Source organism: Halotalea alkalilenta DSM 17697 (genome assembly GCF_000621205.1).
GTDB lineage: Bacteria > Pseudomonadota > Gammaproteobacteria > Pseudomonadales > Halomonadaceae > Halotalea > Halotalea alkalilenta.
Map to the genome: position 1 here is coordinate 15,591 of NZ_JHYY01000024.1, position 21,913 is coordinate 37,503.

Annotated in this window: 25 protein-coding genes; all 25 read left to right on the forward strand. The window is 60.7% G+C overall.

Going from position 1 to position 21,913, the window contains the following annotated elements:
- Positions 1–235: 235 nt before the first annotated feature.
- The 25 genes from rpoB (at position 236) to rpsE (ending at position 21,911) form a co-directional block, all read left to right on the forward strand.
- Positions 236–4,312, forward strand: a complete 4,077-nt coding sequence (gene rpoB / locus Q376_RS0104450) for a DNA-directed RNA polymerase subunit beta (RefSeq protein ID WP_027349289.1) — start codon at positions 236–238, stop codon at positions 4,310–4,312.
- Positions 4,313–4,420: 108 nt separating this feature from the next.
- Positions 4,421–8,629 carry a DNA-directed RNA polymerase subunit beta' gene (gene rpoC, locus Q376_RS0104455; RefSeq protein ID WP_027349290.1) on the forward strand — a complete coding sequence of 1,403 codons (4,209 nt, stop codon included), beginning with the start codon at positions 4,421–4,423 and terminating at the stop codon, positions 8,627–8,629.
- Between the two features lie 187 nt (positions 8,630–8,816).
- Positions 8,817–9,191, forward strand: a complete 375-nt coding sequence (rpsL, locus tag Q376_RS0104460; RefSeq protein ID WP_027349291.1) for a 30S ribosomal protein S12 — start codon at positions 8,817–8,819, stop codon at positions 9,189–9,191.
- 78 nt (positions 9,192–9,269) lie between these two features.
- Entirely contained in the window at positions 9,270–9,743 is a 474-nt protein-coding gene (gene rpsG / locus Q376_RS0104465) for a 30S ribosomal protein S7 (RefSeq protein ID WP_027349292.1), read from the forward strand.
- A gap of 87 nt (positions 9,744–9,830) precedes the next feature.
- Positions 9,831–11,948 carry an elongation factor G gene (fusA, locus tag Q376_RS0104470; protein ID WP_027349293.1) on the forward strand — a complete coding sequence of 706 codons (2,118 nt, stop codon included), beginning with the start codon at positions 9,831–9,833 and terminating at the stop codon, positions 11,946–11,948.
- Between the two features lie 26 nt (positions 11,949–11,974).
- The gene (gene tuf / locus Q376_RS0104475; protein WP_027349294.1) at positions 11,975–13,168 is read left to right on the forward strand and encodes an elongation factor Tu; all 1,194 of its coding nucleotides are present in this window, start codon (positions 11,975–11,977) and stop codon (positions 13,166–13,168) included.
- A 210-nt stretch (positions 13,169–13,378) separates the two neighbouring features.
- The gene (gene rpsJ, locus Q376_RS0104480) at positions 13,379–13,690 is read left to right on the forward strand and encodes a 30S ribosomal protein S10 (RefSeq protein ID WP_025733376.1); all 312 of its coding nucleotides are present in this window, start codon (positions 13,379–13,381) and stop codon (positions 13,688–13,690) included.
- Between the two features lie 129 nt (positions 13,691–13,819).
- Positions 13,820–14,458, forward strand: a complete 639-nt coding sequence (gene rplC / locus Q376_RS0104485) for a 50S ribosomal protein L3 (RefSeq protein ID WP_027349295.1) — start codon at positions 13,820–13,822, stop codon at positions 14,456–14,458.
- Positions 14,459–14,471: 13 nt separating this feature from the next.
- Positions 14,472–15,080 carry a 50S ribosomal protein L4 gene (gene rplD / locus Q376_RS0104490; protein ID WP_027349296.1) on the forward strand — a complete coding sequence of 203 codons (609 nt, stop codon included), beginning with the start codon at positions 14,472–14,474 and terminating at the stop codon, positions 15,078–15,080.
- A complete protein-coding gene (gene rplW, locus Q376_RS0104495; protein WP_027349297.1) occupies positions 15,077–15,373 on the forward strand; it encodes a 50S ribosomal protein L23 in 297 nt (98 codons plus the stop codon). Before rplD ends, rplW begins: the two co-directional genes overlap by 4 nt.
- A 16-nt stretch (positions 15,374–15,389) precedes the next feature.
- Positions 15,390–16,217 carry a 50S ribosomal protein L2 gene (rplB, locus tag Q376_RS0104500; protein ID WP_027349298.1) on the forward strand — a complete coding sequence of 276 codons (828 nt, stop codon included), beginning with the start codon at positions 15,390–15,392 and terminating at the stop codon, positions 16,215–16,217.
- Between the two features lie 22 nt (positions 16,218–16,239).
- Positions 16,240–16,515: a 30S ribosomal protein S19 gene (gene rpsS / locus Q376_RS0104505; protein ID WP_027349299.1), complete on the forward strand. Its 276-nt coding sequence runs from the start codon at positions 16,240–16,242 to the stop codon at positions 16,513–16,515.
- A 14-nt stretch (positions 16,516–16,529) separates the two neighbouring features.
- Positions 16,530–16,865, forward strand: coding sequence for a 50S ribosomal protein L22 (gene rplV / locus Q376_RS0104510; RefSeq protein ID WP_027349300.1), 336 nt, complete (start codon positions 16,530–16,532; stop codon positions 16,863–16,865).
- 11 nt (positions 16,866–16,876) lie between these two features.
- Positions 16,877–17,578, forward strand: a complete 702-nt coding sequence (gene rpsC / locus Q376_RS0104515) for a 30S ribosomal protein S3 (protein ID WP_027349301.1) — start codon at positions 16,877–16,879, stop codon at positions 17,576–17,578.
- A 12-nt stretch (positions 17,579–17,590) separates the two neighbouring features.
- Positions 17,591–18,004, forward strand: coding sequence for a 50S ribosomal protein L16 (rplP, locus tag Q376_RS0104520; protein WP_027349302.1), 414 nt, complete (start codon positions 17,591–17,593; stop codon positions 18,002–18,004).
- Positions 18,004–18,195: a 50S ribosomal protein L29 gene (gene rpmC, locus Q376_RS0104525; protein WP_027349303.1), complete on the forward strand. Its 192-nt coding sequence runs from the start codon at positions 18,004–18,006 to the stop codon at positions 18,193–18,195. The genes rplP and rpmC overlap by 1 nt, the downstream gene beginning before the upstream one ends.
- A gap of 1 nt (position 18,196) precedes the next feature.
- Positions 18,197–18,457, forward strand: coding sequence for a 30S ribosomal protein S17 (rpsQ, locus tag Q376_RS0104530; RefSeq protein ID WP_027349304.1), 261 nt, complete (start codon positions 18,197–18,199; stop codon positions 18,455–18,457).
- Positions 18,458–18,502: 45 nt separating this feature from the next.
- Positions 18,503–18,874, forward strand: a complete 372-nt coding sequence (gene rplN / locus Q376_RS0104535; protein ID WP_027349305.1) for a 50S ribosomal protein L14 — start codon at positions 18,503–18,505, stop codon at positions 18,872–18,874.
- Between the two features lie 15 nt (positions 18,875–18,889).
- Positions 18,890–19,207, forward strand: a complete 318-nt coding sequence (rplX, locus tag Q376_RS0104540) for a 50S ribosomal protein L24 (RefSeq protein ID WP_027349306.1) — start codon at positions 18,890–18,892, stop codon at positions 19,205–19,207.
- 18 nt (positions 19,208–19,225) lie between these two features.
- Complete coding sequence (rplE, locus tag Q376_RS0104545; protein WP_027349307.1) at positions 19,226–19,765, forward strand: 50S ribosomal protein L5; 540 nt, start codon at positions 19,226–19,228, stop codon at positions 19,763–19,765.
- Between the two features lie 11 nt (positions 19,766–19,776).
- Positions 19,777–20,082, forward strand: coding sequence for a 30S ribosomal protein S14 (gene rpsN / locus Q376_RS0104550; protein ID WP_027349308.1), 306 nt, complete (start codon positions 19,777–19,779; stop codon positions 20,080–20,082).
- A gap of 21 nt (positions 20,083–20,103) precedes the next feature.
- Entirely contained in the window at positions 20,104–20,496 is a 393-nt protein-coding gene (gene rpsH / locus Q376_RS0104555; protein ID WP_027349309.1) for a 30S ribosomal protein S8, read from the forward strand.
- Between the two features lie 9 nt (positions 20,497–20,505).
- Positions 20,506–21,036 (forward strand): 50S ribosomal protein L6, encoded by a 531-nt coding sequence (gene rplF, locus Q376_RS0104560; protein WP_027349310.1) that lies wholly within the window; start codon positions 20,506–20,508, stop codon positions 21,034–21,036.
- A 9-nt stretch (positions 21,037–21,045) separates the two neighbouring features.
- Complete coding sequence (gene rplR / locus Q376_RS0104565; protein WP_027349311.1) at positions 21,046–21,396, forward strand: 50S ribosomal protein L18; 351 nt, start codon at positions 21,046–21,048, stop codon at positions 21,394–21,396.
- Positions 21,397–21,407: 11 nt separating this feature from the next.
- The gene (rpsE, locus tag Q376_RS0104570) at positions 21,408–21,911 is read left to right on the forward strand and encodes a 30S ribosomal protein S5 (protein WP_027349312.1); all 504 of its coding nucleotides are present in this window, start codon (positions 21,408–21,410) and stop codon (positions 21,909–21,911) included.
- The last annotated feature ends 2 nt before the right edge of the window (positions 21,912–21,913 follow it).

Genomic DNA, 21,913 nt, shown 5'->3' on the forward strand with positions numbered 1-21,913 from the left:
CCGTTGCAAGCCGGTGCATCAGACGGCAGCGAAATTTGCAAGGCAACGGCTAGATGTCATCGGAAAAGCGCGGGAACGGCGTTCTGCGTCGTGAATCGCCCCCGCTGTCCGACCGAATTCTCAACGGCGAGCCTCCCTCCTTCGAGGGGCTTGCCGTTGGCGCCTGACGGGGGCGTCCTCGTCACCGCGTGCCGACCACGCCGGTCACTTATGGTGAACAAGCTGGGGAATACAGATGGCTTACTCATACACTGAGAAAAAACGCATCCGCAAGGATTTCGGCAAACTGCCCCAAGTGATGGATGTGCCTTACTTGCTGGCCATCCAGCTTGATTCCTACTACGACTTCCTCCAGCAGGACAAGCCGTTCGCCGAACGTCTCGACATCGGTCTGCACGCCGCTTTCAACTCCGTGTTCCCGATCGAGAGTTTCTCTGGCAATGCCGCGCTCGAGTACGTGAGCTATCGTTTCGGCACGCCCGCGTTCGACGTCAAGGAATGCCAGCTTCGCGGAGTGACCTACTCCGCACCGCTGCGGGTCAAGGTACGCTTGATCATCTACGACCGCGAGTCTTCCAACAAGGCGGTCAAGGACATCAAGGAGCAGGAAGTCTACATGGGGGAAATCCCCCTGATGACCGAGAACGGGACCTTCATCATCAACGGTACCGAGCGCGTCATCGTCTCGCAGCTGCACCGCAGCCCGGGGGTCTTCTTCGACCACGACAAGGGCAAGAGCCACTCGTCGGGCAAGCTGCTCTATTCAGCGCGCATCATTCCCTATCGCGGCTCCTGGCTCGACTTCGAGTTCGACCCGCGGGACAACGTCTTCGTACGCATCGACCGTCGCCGCAAGCTGCCGGCCACGGTGCTGCTGCGCGCGCTGGGCATGAGCGGTGAGGATATCCTCGGCACTTTCTTCGAAACCAGCGTTTTCCGCATCGAGGACTCCGGTTTCAGCGTAGATCTGGTGCCGGCTCGTCTTCGCGGCGAAACCGCCTCGTTCGAGATCCGTGACGAGCAGCTCAACGTGATCGTCGAGGAAGGCCGGCGGATCACCCAGAAGCATATTCGCCAGCTCGAAAAGGCGGGTATCCAGCGTCTGCGCGTCCCGTTGGACTACCTCGTCGGCAAGACCCTTGCCAAAGACCAGGTCAATCCATCGACGGGCGAGCTGATCTGCGAGTGCAATACCGAGCTCACCCCCGAACTCATCGAGAGCATCGGCAAGGCTGGGATCACGCAGATCGAAACGCTCTACACCAACGATCTCGATACCGGTCCGTTCATCTCCGATACGCTGAGGGTCGATCCGACCAGCTCGCAGCTCGAAGCGCTGGTCGAGATCTACCGGATGATGCGTCCCGGCGAGCCGCCGACCAAGGAAGCCGCCGAGTCGCTGTTCAACAACCTGTTCTTCTCCGCCGACCGCTACGACCTGTCTGCGGTGGGCCGGATGAAGTTCAACCGCCGCCTGCGTCGCGACAGCGATACCGGTTCCGGTGTCCTCGACCACGCCGACATCCTCGACGTGCTCAAGGAGCTGATCAATATCCGTAACGGCTTCGGCGACGTCGACGATATCGACCACCTCGGCAACCGTCGCATCAGAAGCGTCGGCGAAATGGCCGAGAACCAGTTCCGTGTCGGCCTGGTGCGCGTCGAGCGTGCGGTCAAGGAACGCCTGTCGATGGCCGAGAGCGAAGGCCTGATGCCGCAGGACCTGATCAACGCCAAGCCGGTGGCGGCTGCGGTGAAGGAGTTCTTCGGTTCGAGCCAGCTGTCCCAGTTCATGGACCAGAACAACCCGCTCTCCGAGGTCACTCACAAGCGCCGTGTCTCCGCGCTTGGGCCGGGCGGTCTGACCCGTGAGCGTGCAGGCTTCGAGGTGCGCGACGTTCATGCCACCCACTACGGCCGCCTGTGCCCGATCGAAACGCCGGAAGGCCCGAACATCGGTCTGATCAACTCGCTGGCGACCTATTCGCGCACCAATAGCTACGGCTTCCTCGAGACTCCGTATCGCAAGGTGGTGGACCGCCAGGTGACCGACGAACTGGTTCATCTCTCGGCGATCGAGGAAGGCGACTACATCATCGCCCAGGCTTCCGCCTCCGTGGATGAGAGCGGTCGGCTGGTCGACGACCTGGTCCAGGTCCGGCACCGTGGCGAGACGACATTCATGGCACCGGACAAGGTGACCCTGATGGACGTTTCTCCGCGCCAGGTCGTATCGGTCGCAGCGGCGCTGATCCCGTTCCTCGAGCACGATGACGCCAACCGCGCGCTGATGGGCTCGAACATGCAGCGTCAGGCGGTGCCGACCCTGCGTGCCGAGAAGCCTCTCGTCGGCACCGGCATGGAGCGCTTCGTTGCCCGCGACTCCGGCGTCTGCGCCATCGCCCGCCGCGGTGGCAAGGTCGACTCCGTCGATGCCAAGCGCATCGTCATCCGGGTCGATGAGAACGAAGTGGTCGGTGGTGAGGCAGGTGTGGATATCTACAACCTGACCAAGTACGTCCGCTCGAACCAGAACACTTGCCAGAACCAGCGTCCGATCGTGCGTCCCGGCGATCAGGTGGCACGTGGCGATATCCTGGCAGACGGCACCTCGGTCGATACCGGTGACCTGGCGCTGGGCCAGAACATGCGCATCGCGTTCATGCCCTGGAACGGCTACAACTACGAAGACTCGATCCTGATCTCCGAGCGCGTGGTCCAGGAGGATCGTTTCACCACGATCCACATCCAGGAGCTGACCTGCGTTTCCCGCGACACCAAGCTCGGGGCGGAGGAGATCACGTCCGACATTCCCAACGTCGGCGAAGCCGCGTTGAGCAAGCTGGACGAGTCCGGTGTGGTCTACATCGGCGCTGAGATCAATCCCGGCGACATCCTGGTCGGCAAGGTCACGCCCAAAGGCGAAACCCAGCTGACCCCTGAAGAGAAGCTGCTTCGCGCGATCTTCGGCGAGAAGGCCTCCGACGTGAAGGACACCTCGCTGCGTGCCTCTACCGGTATGCGTGGCACCGTCATCGACGTGCAGGTGTTCACTCGCGACGGCGTGGAGAAGGACCAGCGTGCGCTCGCGATCGAGAAGATGCAGCTCGACGAAGTGCGCAAGGATCTCCAGGAAACCTACCGTATCGCCGAGAACGCGACCTTCGAGCGTCTGCGCAATTCGCTTGTCGGTCAGCCGGTCAACGGTGGGCCGAAGCTGAAGAAAGGCGACGTGCTCGACGATGCCTATCTCGGCGAGCTGCCGCGCGCCCAGTGGTTCAGCCTGCGGATGCAGGATGAGGCGCTCAACGAACTGCTGGCCCAGGCCAACGAGCAGCTCGAAGGTCGGCGCAAGGAGATGGACGAGCGCTTCGAGGACAAGCGTCGCAAGCTGACCCAGGGCGACGACCTCGCGCCGGGCGTGCTGAAGATCGTCAAGGTCTATCTGGCGGTCAGGCGTCGCATCCAGCCGGGCGACAAGATGGCGGGCCGTCACGGCAACAAGGGTGTCATCTCGGCGATCAAGCCGGTCGAGGATATGCCCTTCGACGCCAACGGTGTACCGGTCGACTTCGTGCTCAACCCGCTTGGCGTACCTTCGCGCATGAACGTCGGCCAGATCCTCGAGACCCACCTGGGCATGGCCGCCCATGGGCTCGGCGAGAAGCTCGACCGGATGCTGAAGGATGCCCGGGGCCAGCAGCTCAAGGAGATTCGCGGCTTCCTCGACCAGGTCTACAACGGCACCGGTGGTCGCCACGAGACGCTGGACGAGCTCAGCGACGAAGAGATGATCACGCTGGCCAAGAACCTCTCCAAGGGTGTGCCGATCGCGACGCCGGTATTCGACGGCGCCAAGGAGCACGAGATCAAAGGGCTGCTCAAGCTCGCCGATCTGCCGGAGTCCGGCCAGCTGGAGCTCTACGATGGCTGCACGGGTGAACGGTTCGATCGACCGGTGACGGTGGGCTACATGTACATGCTCAAGCTCAACCACCTGGTCGACGACAAGATGCACGCCCGTTCCACCGGTTCGTACTCGCTGGTCACCCAGCAGCCGCTCGGTGGCAAGGCGCAGTTCGGCGGACAGCGCTTCGGCGAGATGGAGGTCTGGGCGTTGGAAGCCTACGGCGCGGCCTACACCCTGCAGGAAATGCTCACCGTCAAGTCCGACGACGTCGAAGGCCGGACCAAGATGTACAAGAGCATCGTCGACGGCGACCACACCATGCAGGCCGGCATGCCGGAGTCGTTCAACGTGTTGGTCAAGGAGATCCGCTCGCTGGGCATCGACATCGAGCTGGAGTCCTGAATACAGGACGCTCCCGGTCGTTCGACCGTTTTATCTGATGGTCCGCGGACCAGTGTGGCGATCGCCTCACTGGTCCGCCCATGAAAACTCCGCAGCGGAGCCGACCTAATGAAAGATTTGGTGAAAGTACTCAAATCGCAGGCGCAGTCGGAAGAGTTCGACTCGATCAAGATCTCGCTCGCCTCACCGGAAATGATTCGTTCGTGGTCCTACGGCGAGGTCAAGAAGCCGGAAACCATCAACTACCGGACGTTCAAGCCCGAGCGTGATGGCCTGTTCTGCGCCAAGATATTCGGCCCAGTGAAGGACTACGAGTGCCTCTGCGGCAAGTACAAGCGCATGAAGCACCGCGGCATCATCTGCGAGAAGTGCGGCGTCGAAGTGACCAAGGCCGCGGTGCGCCGCGAGCGCATGGGGCATATCGAACTGGCCTCGCCGGTCGCTCACATCTGGTTCCTCAAGTCGCTGCCGAGCCGTATCGGCATGCTGCTCGACATGACCTTGCGTGACATCGAGCGGGTGCTCTACTTCGAGTCCTTCGTGGTCATCGATCCGGGCATGACTACGCTCGAGAAAGGCCAACTGCTCAACGACGAGCAGTATTTCGAGGCGCTCGAGGAGTTCGGCGACGACTTCGACGCGCGCATGGGGGCCGAGGCTGTCCAGGCGCTGCTCGCCGATATCGAGCTTGGTGAAGAGATCGAACGGCTGCGCGAAGAAATTCCGCAGACCAATTCCGACACCAAGGTGAAGAAGCTTTCCAAGCGGCTCAAGCTGCTCGAAGCCTTCTTCAAGTCCGGCAACAAGCCGGCCTGGATGGTGATGGAAGTGCTGCCGGTACTGCCGCCCGACCTGCGTCCGCTGGTGCCGCTCGACGGTGGCCGGTTCGCCACCTCCGATCTCAACGATCTCTATCGTCGGGTGATCAACCGTAACAACCGCCTCAAGCGGCTGCTCGATCTCAACGCGCCGGACATCATCGTGCGCAACGAGAAGCGCATGCTGCAGGAGTCGGTCGATGCGCTGCTCGACAACGGTCGCCGCGGCCGTGCGATCACCGGGTCGAACAAGCGCCCGCTGAAGTCGCTCGCTGACATGATCAAGGGCAAGCAGGGGCGTTTCCGCCAGAACCTGCTCGGCAAGCGCGTCGACTACTCCGGTCGTTCGGTCATCACCGTCGGGCCGGCTCTGCGCCTGCATCAGTGCGGCCTGCCGAAGAAGATGGCGCTCGAGCTGTTCAAGCCGTTCATCTATTCCAAGCTGCAGCTCAACGGCCAGGCGTCGACGATCAAGGCCGCCAAGAAGATGGTCGAGCGCGAAGTGCCCGAGGTGTGGGATATCCTCGCCGACGTCATTCGTGAGCACCCGGTGCTGCTCAACCGTGCGCCGACCCTGCACCGCCTCGGCATCCAGGCTTTCGAGCCGCTGCTGATCGAAGGCAAGGCGATCCAGCTCCACCCGCTGGTCTGCGCGGCTTACAACGCTGACTTCGACGGTGACCAGATGGCGGTCCACGTGCCGCTGACGCTGGAAGCCCAGCTCGAAGCCCGTGCGCTGATGATGTCGACCAACAACGTGCTTTCGCCGGCCAATGGTGATCCGATCATCGTGCCGTCGCAGGACGTGGTGCTCGGTCTCTACTACATGACCCGCGAGAAGATCGGCGCGAAGGGCGAGGGCATGGTGTTCTCGAACCTGAGCGAGGTCGAGCGCGCCTTCGGCACCCAGAGCGTCGCCTTGCACGCGCGGATCAAGGTGCGTCTGACCGAGTGGATCAAAGACGAAGAGAGTGGTGAGCTCACCGAGAACACCGCGATTCGTGATACCACCGTCGGCCGCGCGCTGCTGTTCACGATCCTGCCCAAGGGCATGAGCTTCGACATCATCGACCGGCCGATGAAGAAGAAGGCGATCTCGCAGCTGATCAATACTGCCTATCGTCGTGTCGGCCTGAAGGATGCGGTCATTCTCGCTGACCAGCTGATGTACACCGGCTTCCGCATGGCGACCTGGTCGGGTGCGTCGATCGGGGTCAATGATTTCGTCATTCCTGCCTCCAAGGCTTCGATCATCGATGCCGCCGAGCAGGAAGTGAAGGAAATCGAAGATCAGTTCTCCTCCGGCCTGGTCACCGCTGGCGAGAAGTACAACAAGGTCATCGACATCTGGTCGAAGGCCAACGACAAGGTCGCCAAGGCGATGATGGTGGGCATCTCCAAGGAGAGCGTCATCAATCGCAAGGGCGAGGAAGTCGAACAGGATTCGTTCAACAGCGTCTTCATCATGGCTGACTCGGGCGCTCGTGGTAGCGCAGCCCAGATCCGCCAGCTCGCGGGTATGCGTGGCCTGATGGCCAAGCCAGACGGCTCGATCATCGAGACGCCAATCACCGCGAACTTCCGTGAAGGCCTGAACGTACTCCAGTACTTCATCTCGACTCACGGTGCGCGTAAAGGTCTGGCGGACACCGCGCTCAAGACCGCCAACTCGGGTTACCTCACCCGCCGCCTGGTCGATGTCGCCCAGGACGTGGTGATCACCGACATCGATTGCGGCACCGAAGAAGGCTTGACCCTGCACCCGGTGATCGAAGGTGGCGACGTCATCGTCTCGCTCGCCGAGCGTGTGCTGGGCCGAGTGACCGCCCAGGACGTACTCGACGGTCAGGATAACGTGCTGATTCCGCGCGGGACCCTGCTCGACGAAGAGTGGTGCTCGCGACTCGATACCATGGGCGTCGATGAGATCGTGGTGCGCAGCACCATCACCTGCGAGACGACCCACGGGGTCTGCGCGCAGTGCTACGGTCGTGATCTGGCCCGCGGGCATCTGGTCAACGTCGGTGAGTCGGTCGGGGTCATCGCCGCGCAGTCGATCGGTGAGCCGGGTACCCAGCTGACCATGCGTACCTTCCACATCGGCGGTGCCGCTTCGCGTGCGTCCGCAGTGGACAGTGTGCAGGTCAAGCACGGCGGCAGCGTTCGCCTGCACAACATGAAGTCGGTCGAGCGTGGCGACGGCAAGCTGGTGGTGGTGTCCCGCTCCAGCGCCCTGGCGGTCGCCGATGACCACGGACGTGAGCGCGAGTATTACAAGCTGCCCTATGGCGCCGAGCTTTCGGTTCGCGATGGCGATGTGGTCGAGGCTGGACAGACCGTCGCCAAGTGGGACCCGCACACTCATCCGATCATCGCCGAGGTCGCGGGGAGCATTCAGTTCTCCGAGATGGAAGAGGGTCAGACCATGCACCGTACGGTGGATGAGATGACCGGCCTTTCCTCGATCGAGATCATCGAGGCTGGTAGCCGTCCGACCTCCGGTCGCGACAAGCGGCCGATGATCATGCTGGTCGATGAGAAGGGACAGCATGTCACCCTGCCTGGCTCGAACACGCCGGTGCAGTACATGCTGCCCGGCAACGCGATCGTCTCGGTCGACAACGGCGCCAAGATCGACGTGGGTGAAGTCGTTGCGCGCATGCCGGTGGAGGCGTCCGGTAACAAGGACATCACCGGTGGTCTGCCGCGCGTCGCCGACCTGTTCGAAGCTCGCAAGCCCAAGGAACCGGCGATCCTCGCCGAGATCTCAGGGACGGTGACCTTCGGCAAGGAAACCAAGGGCAAGCGCCGCCTGACGATCACCCCGAGCGAGGGCGACCCGTTCGAGATGCTGATCCCGAAATGGCGCCAGATCAGCGTTTTCGAGGGTGAGAACGTCGAGAAGGGCGAAGTGATCTCGGATGGCCCGAGCAACCCGCACGATATCCTGCGCCTGCTCGGCGTCTCGGAGCTGGCGAAGTACATCACCGCCGAGATCCAGGATGTCTACCGGTTGCAGGGCGTGGGCATCAACGACAAGCACATCGAAGTGATCGTGCGTCAGATGCTGCGCAAGGTCGAAGTTACCGATGCCGCCGACAGCGAGCTGATCCAGGGCGACCAGGTCGAGTTCTTCCGGGTGCTCGAGGAAAACGAGCGCCTCGCGGCAGCGAACCGTTTCCCGGCCAAGTACGAGCGCGTACTGCTGGGGATCACCAAGGCTTCGCTTGCCACCGAGTCGTTCATCTCCGCGGCATCGTTCCAGGAGACCACTCGCGTACTTACCGAGGCATCGGTCACCGGCAAGCGCGATTTCCTTCGCGGCCTGAAGGAGAACGTGGTCGTCGGTCGCCTGATTCCCGCCGGTACCGGCCTTGCGCATCATGCCGAGCGTCGGCGCCGGCGCGAGGAGTCCGACCGCGTGCTGCACCCGACCGCGCTCGACATCGAGCAGCAGCTCGGCGAGCAGCTGACCGCGCTGGATGCCGACGAAGACTGAATACGTCGGTAGTGGATGAAATCGTCAAGCCCGAGCGAAGAACATCGCCCGGGCTTGACGCTCAGGTTGCGAAGCCCGTAGAATTCGCAGCCTTTAATAGCGGGAGAAGTCCGTCTTTTTTCGCTATCAAGCTGCCCGGGTGGGTAGTGGCAGTATCATTGCATCGCTATTTGGAGTGAGTAACTTAATGGCAACCGTCAACCAGCTGGTGCGCAAGCCGCGCAAGCGCCCCGTCACCAAGAGTGACGTCCCGGCGCTTCAGGCCTGCCCCCAGAAACGTGGGGTTTGCACCCGCGTATACACCACGACCCCGAAGAAGCCGAACTCGGCGCTGCGTAAAGTTTGTCGCGTGCGTTTGACCAATGGCTTCGAAGTCACCTCCTACATCGGTGGTGAGGGTCACAACCTGCAGGAACACTCGGTCGTGCTGATTCGCGGCGGTCGTGTGAAGGACTTGCCCGGTGTGCGTTATCACACCGTGCGCGGCGCTCTGGATACCTCTGGCGTCCAGAACCGTAAGCAGGGCCGTTCGAAGTACGGCACCAAGCGTCCGAAATCCTGATTTCATTCTGGTCTGATAAGAGTAAGGCTGGTCTCAGTGGCCAGGTTTACCTGAAGGACCCTTCACCGAGGGCTTATCATGCCTAGACGTCGTATTGCCGCAAAACGCGACATCCTTCCGGATCCCAAGTTCGGAAGTGAGCGGCTGGCCAAGTTCATGAACCATCTGATGATCAGCGGCAAGAAGTCCGTTGCCGAGCGCATCGTTTATGGCGCGCTCGACCGGGTTGCCACTCGCTCCAAAGATGCCGAGCCGCTGGAACTGTTCGAAAAAGCGCTGGAAGCGATCCAGCCGATGGTCGAGGTCAAGTCGCGTCGCGTAGGTGGTGCCACCTACCAGGTGCCTGTGGAAGTACGTCCTTCCCGTCGTCAGGCGCTGGCCATGCGCTGGATGGTCGACGCTGCGCGTTCGCGTGGTGAGAAGACCATGGAGCAGCGTCTTGCTGGCGAGATCCTGGATGCAGCGGAAGGAAAAGGTGCCGCCGTCAAGAAGCGCGAAGACGTCCACCGTATGGCCGAGGCCAACAAGGCGTTCTCGCACTACCGTTTCTGATCCGCGTCGTTCGGCCGTCGCGGGGCTTCTCCTCGCGATGGCCCCGCCGGTGAAGGACGAGGCTTCCAACCAACAGGACACACTATCGTGGCACGCAAGACTCCCCTTAAGCGCTATCGCAATATCGGGATTGTCGCGCACGTCGATGCGGGCAAGACCACTACGACCGAGCGCGTGCTTTTCTATACCGGTCTCTCGCACAAGATCGGCGAAGTCCATGACGGCGCTGCAACCACCGACTGGATGGAGCAGGAGCAGGAGCGTGGTATCACCATCACCTCCGCTGCTGTGACGACCTTCTGGAAGGGGATGAACCAGCAGTTCGACGAGCACCGCATCAACATCATCGACACCCCTGGACACGTCGACTTCACCATCGAGGTCGAACGTTCCCTGCGCGTGCTCGATGGTGCTGTGGTCGTGCTCTGCGGCTCCTCCGGTGTGCAGCCCCAGACCGAAACCGTGTGGCGTCAGGCGAACAAGTACGAAGTACCGCGCATGGTCTTCGTCAACAAGATGGACCGCGCTGGCGCGGACTTCTTCAAGGTCGTCGAGCAGCTCAAGGATCGCTTGAACTGCAACGCAGTGCCGATCCAGATCAACTGGGGCGCTGAAGAAGACTTCAAAGGCGTCGTCGATCTGATCGAGATGAAGGCGATCCTTTGGAACGACGCCGACCAGGGGCTGACCTACGAACTCGTCGATATTCCCGACGAGCTCCGGGAAACCGCTGAGACCTACCGCGAGCAGATGATCGAAGCCGCGGCCGAGGCCTCGGACGAGCTGATGGAGAAGTACCTCGACGAGGGCGAGCTGACCAAGGAAGAGATCAAGGCCGGTCTGCGTCGTCGTACCCTCGACAACGAGATCGTACTGATCACCTGCGGCTCCGCGTTCAAGAACAAGGGCGTGCAGGCGGTGCTCGACGCGGTCGTCGAATACCTCCCTTCTCCGCTCGAGGTCAAGGCGATCGAGGGTGAGCTGAACGACAAGGAAGGCACCATCGAGACCCGTGAGGCCGATGACAATGCTCCTTTCGCTGCGCTCGCGTTCAAGATCGCGACCGATCCGTTCGTCGGTACGCTGACTTTCGTTCGCGTCTATTCGGGCGTGCTGAGCTCGGGCGATAGCGTCTACAACTCCGTCAAGGAGAAGAAAGAGCGCATCGGTCGTATCGTTCAGATGCATGCGAACACGCGCGAAGAGATCAAAGAGATCCTCGCTGGCGACATCGCCGCCTGTGTCGGGCTCAAGGACGTCACCACCGGTGATACTCTTTGCGCCATCGACAACAAGATCGTGCTGGAGCGGATGGAGTTCCCTGAGCCTGTGATTTCGGTCGCCGTCGAACCGAAGTCCAAGGCTGACCAGGAGAAGATGGGTATCGCCCTCGGCAAGCTTGCGCAGGAGGATCCTTCCTTCCGCGTCAAGACCGACGAGGAGACCGGTCAGACCATCATCTCCGGGATGGGCGAGCTGCACCTCGATATCATCGTCGACCGTATGCGTCGCGAGTTCAAAGTCGAGGCGAACATCGGCAAGCCGCAGGTTGCCTATCGCGAGACGATTCGTAAGAGCGTCGAGCAGGAAGGCAAGTTCGTTCGCCAGTCCGGTGGGCGCGGTCAGTTCGGTCACGTGTGGCTTCGTATCGAACCGCTGACCGAGGCCGACAAGGGTGGCGACGAGGAAATGACCTTCAAGTTCACCTCCGAGATCGTCGGTGGTGTGGTGCCGAAGGAATACGTTCCCGCAGTCGAGAAGGGTGCTTACGAGCAGCTGCAGAACGGCGTCATCGCGGGCTACCCGATGATCGACGTCAAAGTGGCGCTGTTCGATGGCTCCTACCACGATGTCGACTCGAACGAAAATGCCTTCAAGATCGCCTCGTCGATGGCGATCAAAGAAGGTGCGCGCAAGGCTGGCGCGGTTCTGCTCGAGCCGATCATGCGAGTCGAGGTGGTGACGCCTGAGGACTTCATGGGCGATGTGATGGGCGATTTGAACCGCCGCCGTGGCCTGGTGCAGGGTATGGATGACTCCTCTTCTGGTAAAGTCATCCGTGCAATGGTGCCGCTGGGTGAGATGTTCGGTTACGCGACCGACCTGCGTTCGCAGACCCAGGGCCGCGCAAGCTACTCCATGGAGTTTGCGAAGTACGATGAGGCGCCGTCCAGCGTCGTCGAAGCCGTCATCAATCAGAAATAACCCATAGCTCAAACGAGGTTATAGCAGTGGCTAAGGCAAAATTTGAACGTTCCAAACCGCACGTAAACGTCGGTACCATCGGTCACGTCGACCATGGTAAGACCACCCTGACTGCGGCACTGACCCGCGTCTCCGCGGAAGTCTTCGGCGGTGAATGGCGCGCTTTCGACACCATCGACAACGCTCCGGAAGAGCGCGAGCGCGGTATCACCATCGCCACCGCTCACGTCGAGTACCAGTCGGAAGTCCGTCACTACGCGCACGTCGACTGCCCCGGGCACGCCGACTACGTCAAGAACATGATCACCGGTGCCGCTCAGATGGACGGCGCGATCCTGGTCTGCTCCGCAGCTGACGGCCCCATGCCGCAGACTCGCGAGCACATCCTGCTGTCGCGTCAGGTGGGCGTACCCTACATCGTCGTGTTCCTGAACAAGGCCGACATGGTCGACGACGAAGAGCTGCTCGAGCTGGTCGAGATGGAAGTTCGTGAACTCCTCAGCGAGTACGACTTCCCGGGTGACGACACCCCGATCATCATCGGCTCTGCGCTGATGGCGCTCGAAGGCAAGGACGATAACGGCATGGGTACTACCGCCGTTACCAACCTGATCAAGGCACTGGATGACTACATTCCTGAGCCGGAGCGTGCCATCGACCGTCCGTTCCTGATGCCGATCGAAGACGTATTCTCGATCTCTGGCCGCGGTACCGTGGTCACTGGTCGCGTCGAGCGCGGCATCGTCAAGACTGGCGAAGAAGTCGAGATCGTTGGTCTGCGTGATACCACCAAGACCACCGTTACCGGTGTCGAGATGTTCCGTAAGCTGCTCGACGAAGGTCGTGCGGGTGAGAACATCGGTGCGCTGCTGCGTGGCACCAAGCGTGACGACGTCGAGCGTGGCCAGGTTCTGGCCAAGCCGGGCTCGATCACTCCGCACACCAAATTCGAAAGCGAAGTCTACATCCTGTCCAAGGAAGAAGGCGGCCGTCACACTCCGTTCTTCAAAGGCTATCGCCCGCAGTTCTACTTCCGTACCACCGACGTGACTGGTACCTGTGAACTGCCGGAAGGTGTCGAGATGGTCATGCCGGGCGACAACGTCAAGATGGTCGTCACCCTGATCGCCCCGATCGCCATGGAAGACGGCCTGCGCTTCGCTATCCGCGAAGGTGGTCGTACCGTCGGCGCTGGCGTCGTCGCCAAGATCGTCGAGTAACATCGCAAGGCGATTCAAAAGGGGCCCGGCTCGGGCCCCTTTCTCATGTCGGGCTGTCCCTCTCGTGCGATGCGCGTTTGACTCACCCTCTCAGGGTGAATATAATGCGCATCCTTTCAAGCGTGAGTGGGCGGCTCGCGCCGTCGCATTCACAGGCTGCCTAGCGCATCACCATGGCGCGCGGGTATTGCCCATTGGAGTCAAGGCAAAATGCAGAACCAGAAAATTCGCATTCGGCTGAAGGCGTTCGACCATCGCCTGATCGATCAGTCCGCGCAGGAAATCGTGGATACCGCGAAGCGGACCGGTGCTCAGGTGCGTGGGCCGATCCCCCTGCCGACCAATCGGGAGCGTTACACCGTTCTGATCTCCCCGCACGTCAATAAAGACGCGCGCGATCAGTACGAGATTCGCACCCACAAGCGTGTGTTGGACATCGTCGAACCGACCGAGAAAACGGTCGATGCGCTGATGAAGCTTGATCTCGCCGCCGGCGTCGATGTGCAGATCAAGGTTGATTAATCACCCTCACTAGTCACTTGCGGCCGTGTTGGCCGCCGCGTCGTGAGACGCCACACAATGTGCTAGTGGAATGCTCTGGAAAGGGCAGCCATAGCGGGTGATAGCCCCGTACACTAAAGGAGACTGAACATGACGATCGGTTTGGTCGGCAAGAAGAGCGGCATGACCCGTATCTTCACCGAAGATGGCACTTCCGTGCCCGTAACCGTCATCGAAGTTGAGCCCAACCGCGTCACCAGCGTCAAGACTCTCGAGTCTGACGGCTATCGCGCCGTCCAAGTGACTGCCGGTTCGCGCAAGGCCAAGCATCTGTCCAAGGCTGCTGCAGGTCAGTTCGCCAAGGCAGGTGTCGAAGCTGGTCGTACTCTGGCGGAGTTCCGTCTCGCTGAAAGCGAGGAAGATCCCCAGGTCGGCGGCGAATTCACCGTATCCCTCTTTGAAGCTGGTCAGAAGATCGATGTGACCGGTACGTCCAAAGGTAAGGGCTTCCAGGGCGCGGTCAAGCGCTGGAACTTCCGTACTCAGGACATGACTCACGGCAACTCCCTCTCGCACCGTGCACCTGGCTCCATTGGCCAGTGCCAGACCCCGGGTCGCGTCTTCAAGGGCAAGAAAATGGCAGGACACCTGGGCAGCGCCCGCGTGACCGTGCAAAGCCTTGAAGTGGTGCGTGTCGATGCTGAACGCAACCTGCTGCTGGTCAAAGGTGCTGTCCCCGGTGCAACCGGCAGCCAAGTGATCGTGCGCAGCGCTGTTAAAGCCCGCTGAGAGGTAAGTACCGATGAATCTAAATCTCGTAGGTGCCAACGCTGAAGCCGTCGAACTTTCCGACGTGACTTTTGGCAAGGATTTCAACGAGCCTCTCGTGCACCAGGTCGTCACCGCCTATCTGGCAGGTGCTCGTCAGGGTTCCCGCGCGCAGAAGACTCGCTCCGATGTCAGCGGTGGTGGCAAGAAACCGTGGCGCCAGAAGGGTTCTGGTCGCGCACGTGCCGGCACCATCCGTTCTCCGCTGTGGCGCAGCGGCGGTGTGACCTTCGCGGCTCGTCCGCAGGATCATTCTCAGAAGGTCAACCGCAAGATGTATCGCGCCGCGATGCGTTCGATCCTTTCCGAGCTTCTCCGTCAGGAGCGCCTGGTCGCGATCAACGAGTTCGTCGTCGATTCTCCGAAGACCAAGCAGCTCGTCGCCAAGCTTCAGGAGTTGGGGTTGGAGAAGGTGCTCATCGTTACCGAAGAGGTCGATGAAAACCTTTACCTTGCCGCTCGCAACATCCCCAACGTTGCTGTCGTCGACGTTGCCGCGGTCGATCCGGTCAGCCTGGTCGCTTTCGACAAGGTGCTGGTGACCGTGCCCGCTCTGCGTAAGTTCGAGGAGAAGCTGGGATGAACCCGGAACGCGTATTCAAAGTGCTGCTCGGGCCGCATATGACCGAGAAGGCCGCCATCGCCGCCGAGAACAATCAGTATGTGTTCAAGGTCGCTTCGGACGCCACCAAGCCGGAAATCAAGAAAGCCGTCGAGGCTCTCTTCGGCAAGAAGGTCGCGGCCGTCCAGGTGCTCAACATCAAAGGCAAAGTCAAGCGCACCGCGCGTGGCGAAGGTCGTCGCAGCGGTTACCGCAAAGCCTATGTGACCCTGGCCGCTGGTGAGACCCTCGAAGACTTCACTGGCAACGAGTGAGGCAGGAGAACGGATCATGGCAGTAGTTAAGACCAAACCGACGTCCGCCGGCCGTCGCCACATGGTGAAGATCGTCAGCCCAGACCTCTACAAGGGTCGCCCGGTTGACGCTCTGGTCGAGCCGCAGAAGCGCAGCGGCGGTCGCAACAACAATGGCCGTATCACCACTCGTCACGTCGGTGGCGGCCAGCGTCAGCATTACCGCTTGGTTGATTTCAAGCGCAACAAGGATGGTATCCCGGCGGTCGTCGAACGCCTGGAGTACGACCCGAACCGTAGCGCCCACATCGCGCTGCTCAAGTACTCGGATGGTGAGCGTCGCTACATCATCGCGCCGAAGAACGTTGCGGCCGGTGATCGCCTTGAATCAGGCGTCAATGCGGCGATCCGCGCGGGCAATACCCTGCCGCTGCGCAACATCCCGGTGGGTTCGACCATCCACTGCATCGAGCTCAAGCCCGGCAAGGGTGCCCAGCTCGTCCGTAGCGCCGGTGCCAGTGCTCAGCTGGTCGCACGTGAAGGCAACTACGCCACCGTGCGCCTGCGCTCCGGCGAGATGCGCCGCATTCTTTCCGAATGCCGCGCCACCCTCGGCGAAGTGGGCAACTCGGAGCACAGCCTGCGCCAACTCGGCAAGGCCGGCGCCAAGCGCTGGAGAGGCGTGCGTCCGACAGTTCGCGGTGTCGCAATGAACCCGGTCGACCACCCGCACGGTGGTGGTGAAGGTCGTACCAGCGGAGGCCGTCACCCGGTTTCTCCGTGGGGTGTTCCGACCAAGGGTCATAAGACTCGTAAGAACAAGCGCACCGATAAACTGATCGTTCGTCGCCGCAAGGCCAAGTAACAGAATTTAAGGGGTAACGGCTGTGCCACGTTCACTTAAGAAAGGTCCCTTCATCGACCTTCATCTTTTGAAGAAGGTTGAGGCGGCTGTGGAAAAGAACGACCGCAAACCGATCAAGACCTGGTCGCGTCGTTCGATGATCCTGCCGAACATGGTAGGACTCACCATTGCCGTCCATAACGGTCGCCAGCATGTTCCGGTCTACGTCTCCGAGGAGATGGTGGGACATAAGCTTGGCGAGTTCGCTGCCACCCGCACTTATCGCGGCCACGCGGCTGATAAGAAAGCCAAGCGGTGAGAGAGGACCGAGAAATGGAAGAAGTAGCTGCAAAATTGCGCGGCGCTCGCCTGTCCGCTCAGAAGGCCCGTTTGGTCGCTGATCAGGTGCGCGGCAAGCCGGTGGCCGAAGCACTCGACATCCTGACCTTCTCGCCGAAGAAAGCGGCGGTGATCGTCCGGAAAGTGCTTCAGTCCGCCATCGCTAACGCGGAAGAAAACAACGGCATGGACATCGACGAGCTTCGCGTCTCGACCATCTATGTCGATGAGGGCACGACGCTCAAGCGCATTCAGCCGCGCGCCAAAGGCCGTGCGGATCGCATCATGAAGCGTTCCTGCCACATCACCGTCAAGGTAGCCGAGAAGTAGGAGTCGACCAGATGGGTCAAAAAGTACATCCAATCGGTATTCGCCTCGGTATCGTCAAAGACCACACTTCGGTCTGGTACGCAGAGCGCGGTGCTTATGCCGACAAGCTGAACAACGACCTCGCCGTTCGTAGCTTCATCGAGGATCGTCTGAAGAATGCATCCGTCAGCCGCGTGCTCATCGAGCGTCCGGCCAACAATGCACGCATCACCATTCACACTGCTCGTCCGGGCATCGTGATTGGCAAGAAAGGCGAAGACGTCGATCGCCTTCGCCGCGACCTGACTTCGATGATGGGCGTGCCGGTGCACGTCAACATCGAGGAAGTTCGCAAGCCGGAGCTCGACGCCCGCCTGGTCGCGCAGAACATCGCTGGCCAGCTCGAGCGCCGCGTGATGTTTCGCCGTGCAATGAAGCGTGCGGTGCAAAACGCCATGCGCCTCGGCGCCAAGGGCATCAAGATTCAGCTCTCCGGTCGCCTCGGCGGTGCCGAGATCGCGCGCACCGAGTGGTATCGTGAAGGCCGTGTTCCGCTTCACACCCTGCGCGCGGACATCGACTACGCCACCTATGAAGCGCATACCACCTACGGCGTCATCGGCGTCAAGGTTTGGGTCTTCAAGGGAGAGATTCTCGGAGGCATCGAGGAAGTGCGGGCGAAAGCCAAGCAGCCTCAGCAGCCTGCGGCTCCCAAGAAGAAAGGCTCCAAGTAAGGGGATTAGTCGATGTTACAGCCCAAGCGTACAAAATTTCGCAAGCAGCACAAGGGCCGCAACCGTGGCCTGGCGAATCGCGGTAGCAGCGTGAGCTTCGGCGAGTACGGCCTCAAGGCCATTGGCCGTGGTCGTCTCACCGCTCGTCAGATCGAAGCCGGTCGTCGTGCGATCACCCGTCACGTCAAGCGTGGCGGCAAGATCTGGATTCGCGTCTTCCCGGACAAGCCGATCTCGGAAAAGCCCCTCGAAGTTCGTATGGGTAAAGGTAAGGGGTCGGTCGAATACTGGGTTGCGCAGATTCAGCCCGGTCGCGTTCTTTACGAGATCGAAGGCGTTTCGGAAGAGCTGGCGCGTGAGGCGTTCACTCTGGCTGCTCAGAAGATGCCCGTTGCCACTACCTTCGTGAAACGGACGGTGATGTGATGAAAGCTCAGGAACTTCGTGAAAAGTCAGCCGAGGCGCTCAAAGAGCAGCTGTTCGAGCTGCTGCGCGAGCAATTCAATCTGCGTATGCAGAAGGCTACGGGGCAGCTTAACCAGACCCATCTGTTGAAGCAGACGCGTCGCGAGATCGCTCGCGTGAAGACTGTGATCAAACAGAAGGCAGGTGAATAAGATGTCCCAGGAAACGCAAGCACGTACGCTCACCGGCAAGGTCGTGAGCGATAAGATGGACAAGTCCATCGTCGTGATGATCGAGCGCTCTGAGCGCCACCCGATCTACGGCAAGTATGTCAAGCGCTCCACCAAGCTGCATGCCCACGACGAAACCAACCAGGCGAAGGTTGGCGATCTGGTCTCCATTCGTGAAGGCCGCCCGATCTCCAAGATGAAGTCCTGGTCTCTGGTCGAAGTGATCGAACAGGCCAAGGGCTGAGCCCGCTGCCTACCAGTGCAGTCAGTTTAGGTTTGGAGAAAACCGATGATTCAGACGCAAACAATGCTGGATGTCGCTGACAACAGCGGTGCGCGCCGGGTCCAGTGCATCAAGGTGCTTGGCGGCTCTCACCGTCGCTACGCGCGCATCGGCGACGTCATCAAGGTCACGGTCAAGGAAGCGATTCCGCGTGGCCGTGTAAAGAAAGGCCAAGTACTCAAGGCTGTGGTCGTGCGTACCGCGAGCGGCGTTCGCCGTCCGGACGGCTCGCTGATCCGTTTCGATGGAAATGCGGCGGTTCTGTTGAACAACACCAACGAACAGCCGATCGGGACCCGCATCTTTGGGCCGGTTACTCGTGAGCTTCGTACTGAAAAGTTCATGAAGATCATTTCCTTGGCGCCCGAAGTGCTGTAAGGAGCGGAGCGGAAAATGCGCAAGATCAAACGTGACGACGAGGTAATCGTCATCGCCGGCAAGGACAAGGGCAAGCGCGGTACCGTCAAGCGTGTGCTGAAAGACGGTAAGTTCGTCATCGCAGGTGTGAACATGATTAAACGTCACACCAAGCCCAACCCGATGCTCGGTCAGCAGGGGGGTATCGTCGAGCGTGAGGCTCCGATTCACGAGTCCAACGTCGCGATCTTCAACCAGGAAACCGGCAAGGCGGATCGTGTCGGCTTTCAGCTGAAGGACGACGGTACCAAGGTCCGTATCTTCAAGTCGACTCAAAAGCAGATCGACGCCTAACGCGAGTCGGGTGGGATAATGGCGAATTTGAAACAGCAGTACAAAGACGAGGTGGTAGCCCAGCTCAAGGAGCATTTCGGCTACGCCAACGTGATGCAGGTGCCGAAAATCACCAAGATCACCCTGAACATGGGTGTTGGTGAGGCGACCAGCGATAAAAAGCTGATCGAGCACGCTGCAGCGGACTTGGAGAAGCTCTCCGGCCAGAAGCCGATCGTGACCAAGGCGCGTAAATCCGTCGCCGGTTTCAAGGTCCGTGAAGGCTGGCCGATCGGCGTCAAGGTGACGCTGCGCAAGGAGCGGATGTGGGATTTTCTTGACCGCCTGGTCAATATTGCGATCCCGCGCGTCCGTGACTTCCGTGGTCTCAACCCGAAGTCGTTCGACGGTCGTGGCAACTACTCCATGGGCGTTCGTGAGCAGATCATCTTTCCGGAGATCGAATATGATAAGATCGACCGGATCCGTGGTCTGGACATCACGATTACCACCACTGCCAACAGCGACGAAGAAGGTCGTGCGCTCCTTAGCGCGCTGAACTTCCCGTTCAAGAAATAAAGGCTGGAATAATGGCGAAGAAAAGTATGGTTGAGCGTGAGCTCAAGCGCACGCAGCTGGTCAAGAAGTACGCAGCTCGCCGCGCGGAGCTCAAAGCAATCATCCAGAGTGTCTCCTCGTCGGACGAGGAGAAATTCGATGCTCAGCTCAAGCTGCAGAGCCTTCCGCGTGACTCGAGCCCGGTCCGTCGGCGTAACCGCTGCCGTATCACCGGTCGTCCGCACGGCTACTACAACAAGTTCGGCCTTGGCCGTAACAAGCTGCGTGAAGCCGCAATGCGCGGCGACGTTCCCGGCTTGACCAAGTCCAGCTGGTAACGCACGCGAGGAGCGCTAGCAATGAGCATGCAAGACACTCTGGCGGATATGTTGACTCGTATCCGCAACGCGCAGCAGGCCACCAAGGTGACGGTCGATATTCCGTCCTCCAAGGTCAAGGTCGAAGTGGCGCGTGTACTGAAGGAAGAGGGATACATCGCCGACTTCGCTGTCGTCGGTGAGACTCAGCCGCAGCTGAAGGTCACCCTCAAGTATTTCGAAGGCAAGCCGGTCATCGAGCACCTGCAGCGCGTCTCCAAGCCTTCCCTGCGCATCTATAAGGGCAAGGATGAATTGCCCAAGGTCGCAGACGGTCTCGGCGTCGCCATCGTTTCCACCTCCAAGGGCGTGATGACCGACCGTGCCGCGCGTCAGGCCGGCGTCGGCGGTGAAGTCATCTGCACCGTATTCTAGGAGTGAGAAATGTCTAGGATTGCCAAATATCCGGTAAAGCTGCCCAGCGGCGTCGAAGTGAAGATCAACGATAAGACCCTGACCGTGAAAGGCGGTCAGGGCCAGCTCGAACTGACCGTTCACGCCGATGTCGTCGTCAGCCAGGAAGAAGGTCAGCTGACCTTCGCACCCAGCGCTAAAGCCAAGAGCTGGGCCATGGCGGGCACTACTCGGGCACTGGTCAACAACATGGTCGTCGGAGTGAGCGAAGGTTTCTCGCGCACCCTCGAGATCAACGGCGTCGGCTATCGTGCCGCTGCCAGTGGCCAGACCATCAACCTTTCGCTCGGCTTCTCTCACCCGGTTGAGTACACGCTGCCCAAAGGTGTCAGCGCGGAGACCCCGCGTAACACCACGATCGTGCTGAAAAGCGCGGACAAGCAGCAGCTCGGCCAGGTCGCGGCAGAAATTCGCGCTTTCCGTCCGCCGGAGCCCTATAAGGGCAAGGGCGTTCGTTACAGCGACGAACAGGTTCGCCGTAAAGAAGCCAAGAAGAAGTAAGGCAGGGTTATGAACGCGAAGAAAGAATCTCGTCTCCGTCGTGCCCGCCGTGCGCGCGCGAAGATCCGCGAGCTGGGCGTTGTGCGGCTGTGCGTCAACCGCACTCCGCGCCACATCTACGCGCAGATCATCTCCGCCGATGGCGGCCATGTGTTGGTCAGCGCCTCTACGCTCGACAAGGCGCTGCGCGAAGCGGCCACTGGCAACGCCGAAGCGGCTGCCAAGGTCGGATCGCTGCTCGCTGAGCGTGCCAAGGACGCGGGTATCACTGAAGTGGCCTTCGACCGCTCTGGCTTCAAATACCACGGTCGCGTCAAGGCTCTGGCCGATGCCGCGCGTGAAGGCGGCCTGCAATTCTAAAGGGTTTCACGATGGCGAATAACGAACAGAAAGGCAGCGGTGATCTGCAAGAGAAGTTGGTGCAGATCAACCGCGTCGCCAAGGTGGTCAAGGGTGGCCGTATCTTCGGCTTCACCGCGCTGACCGTCGTTGGCGATGGCAAAGGGCGTGTCGGCTTCGGCCGCGGCAAGGCGCGTGAAGTGCCGGTCGCGATCCAGAAGGCGATGGACCAGGCTCATCGCAGCATGGTCAAAGTCGAATTGAAGGGCCACACCCTGCAGTATCCGGTGCGTGCCCGTCACGGCGCGTCGAAGATCTTCATGCAGCCCGCTTCCGAGGGTACCGGCATCATTGCCGGCGGCGCCATGCGCTCCGTCCTCGAGCTGGCCGGCGTCCATGACGTGCTCGCCAAGTGCTACGGTTCGACCAATCCGGTCAACGTGGTGCGTGCGACCGTCAAGGGGCTCGCTTCGATGCGTTCGCCCGAGGACGTCGCTGCCAAGCGTGGCCTCTCCGTCGCTGCAATCACGGGGTAAGC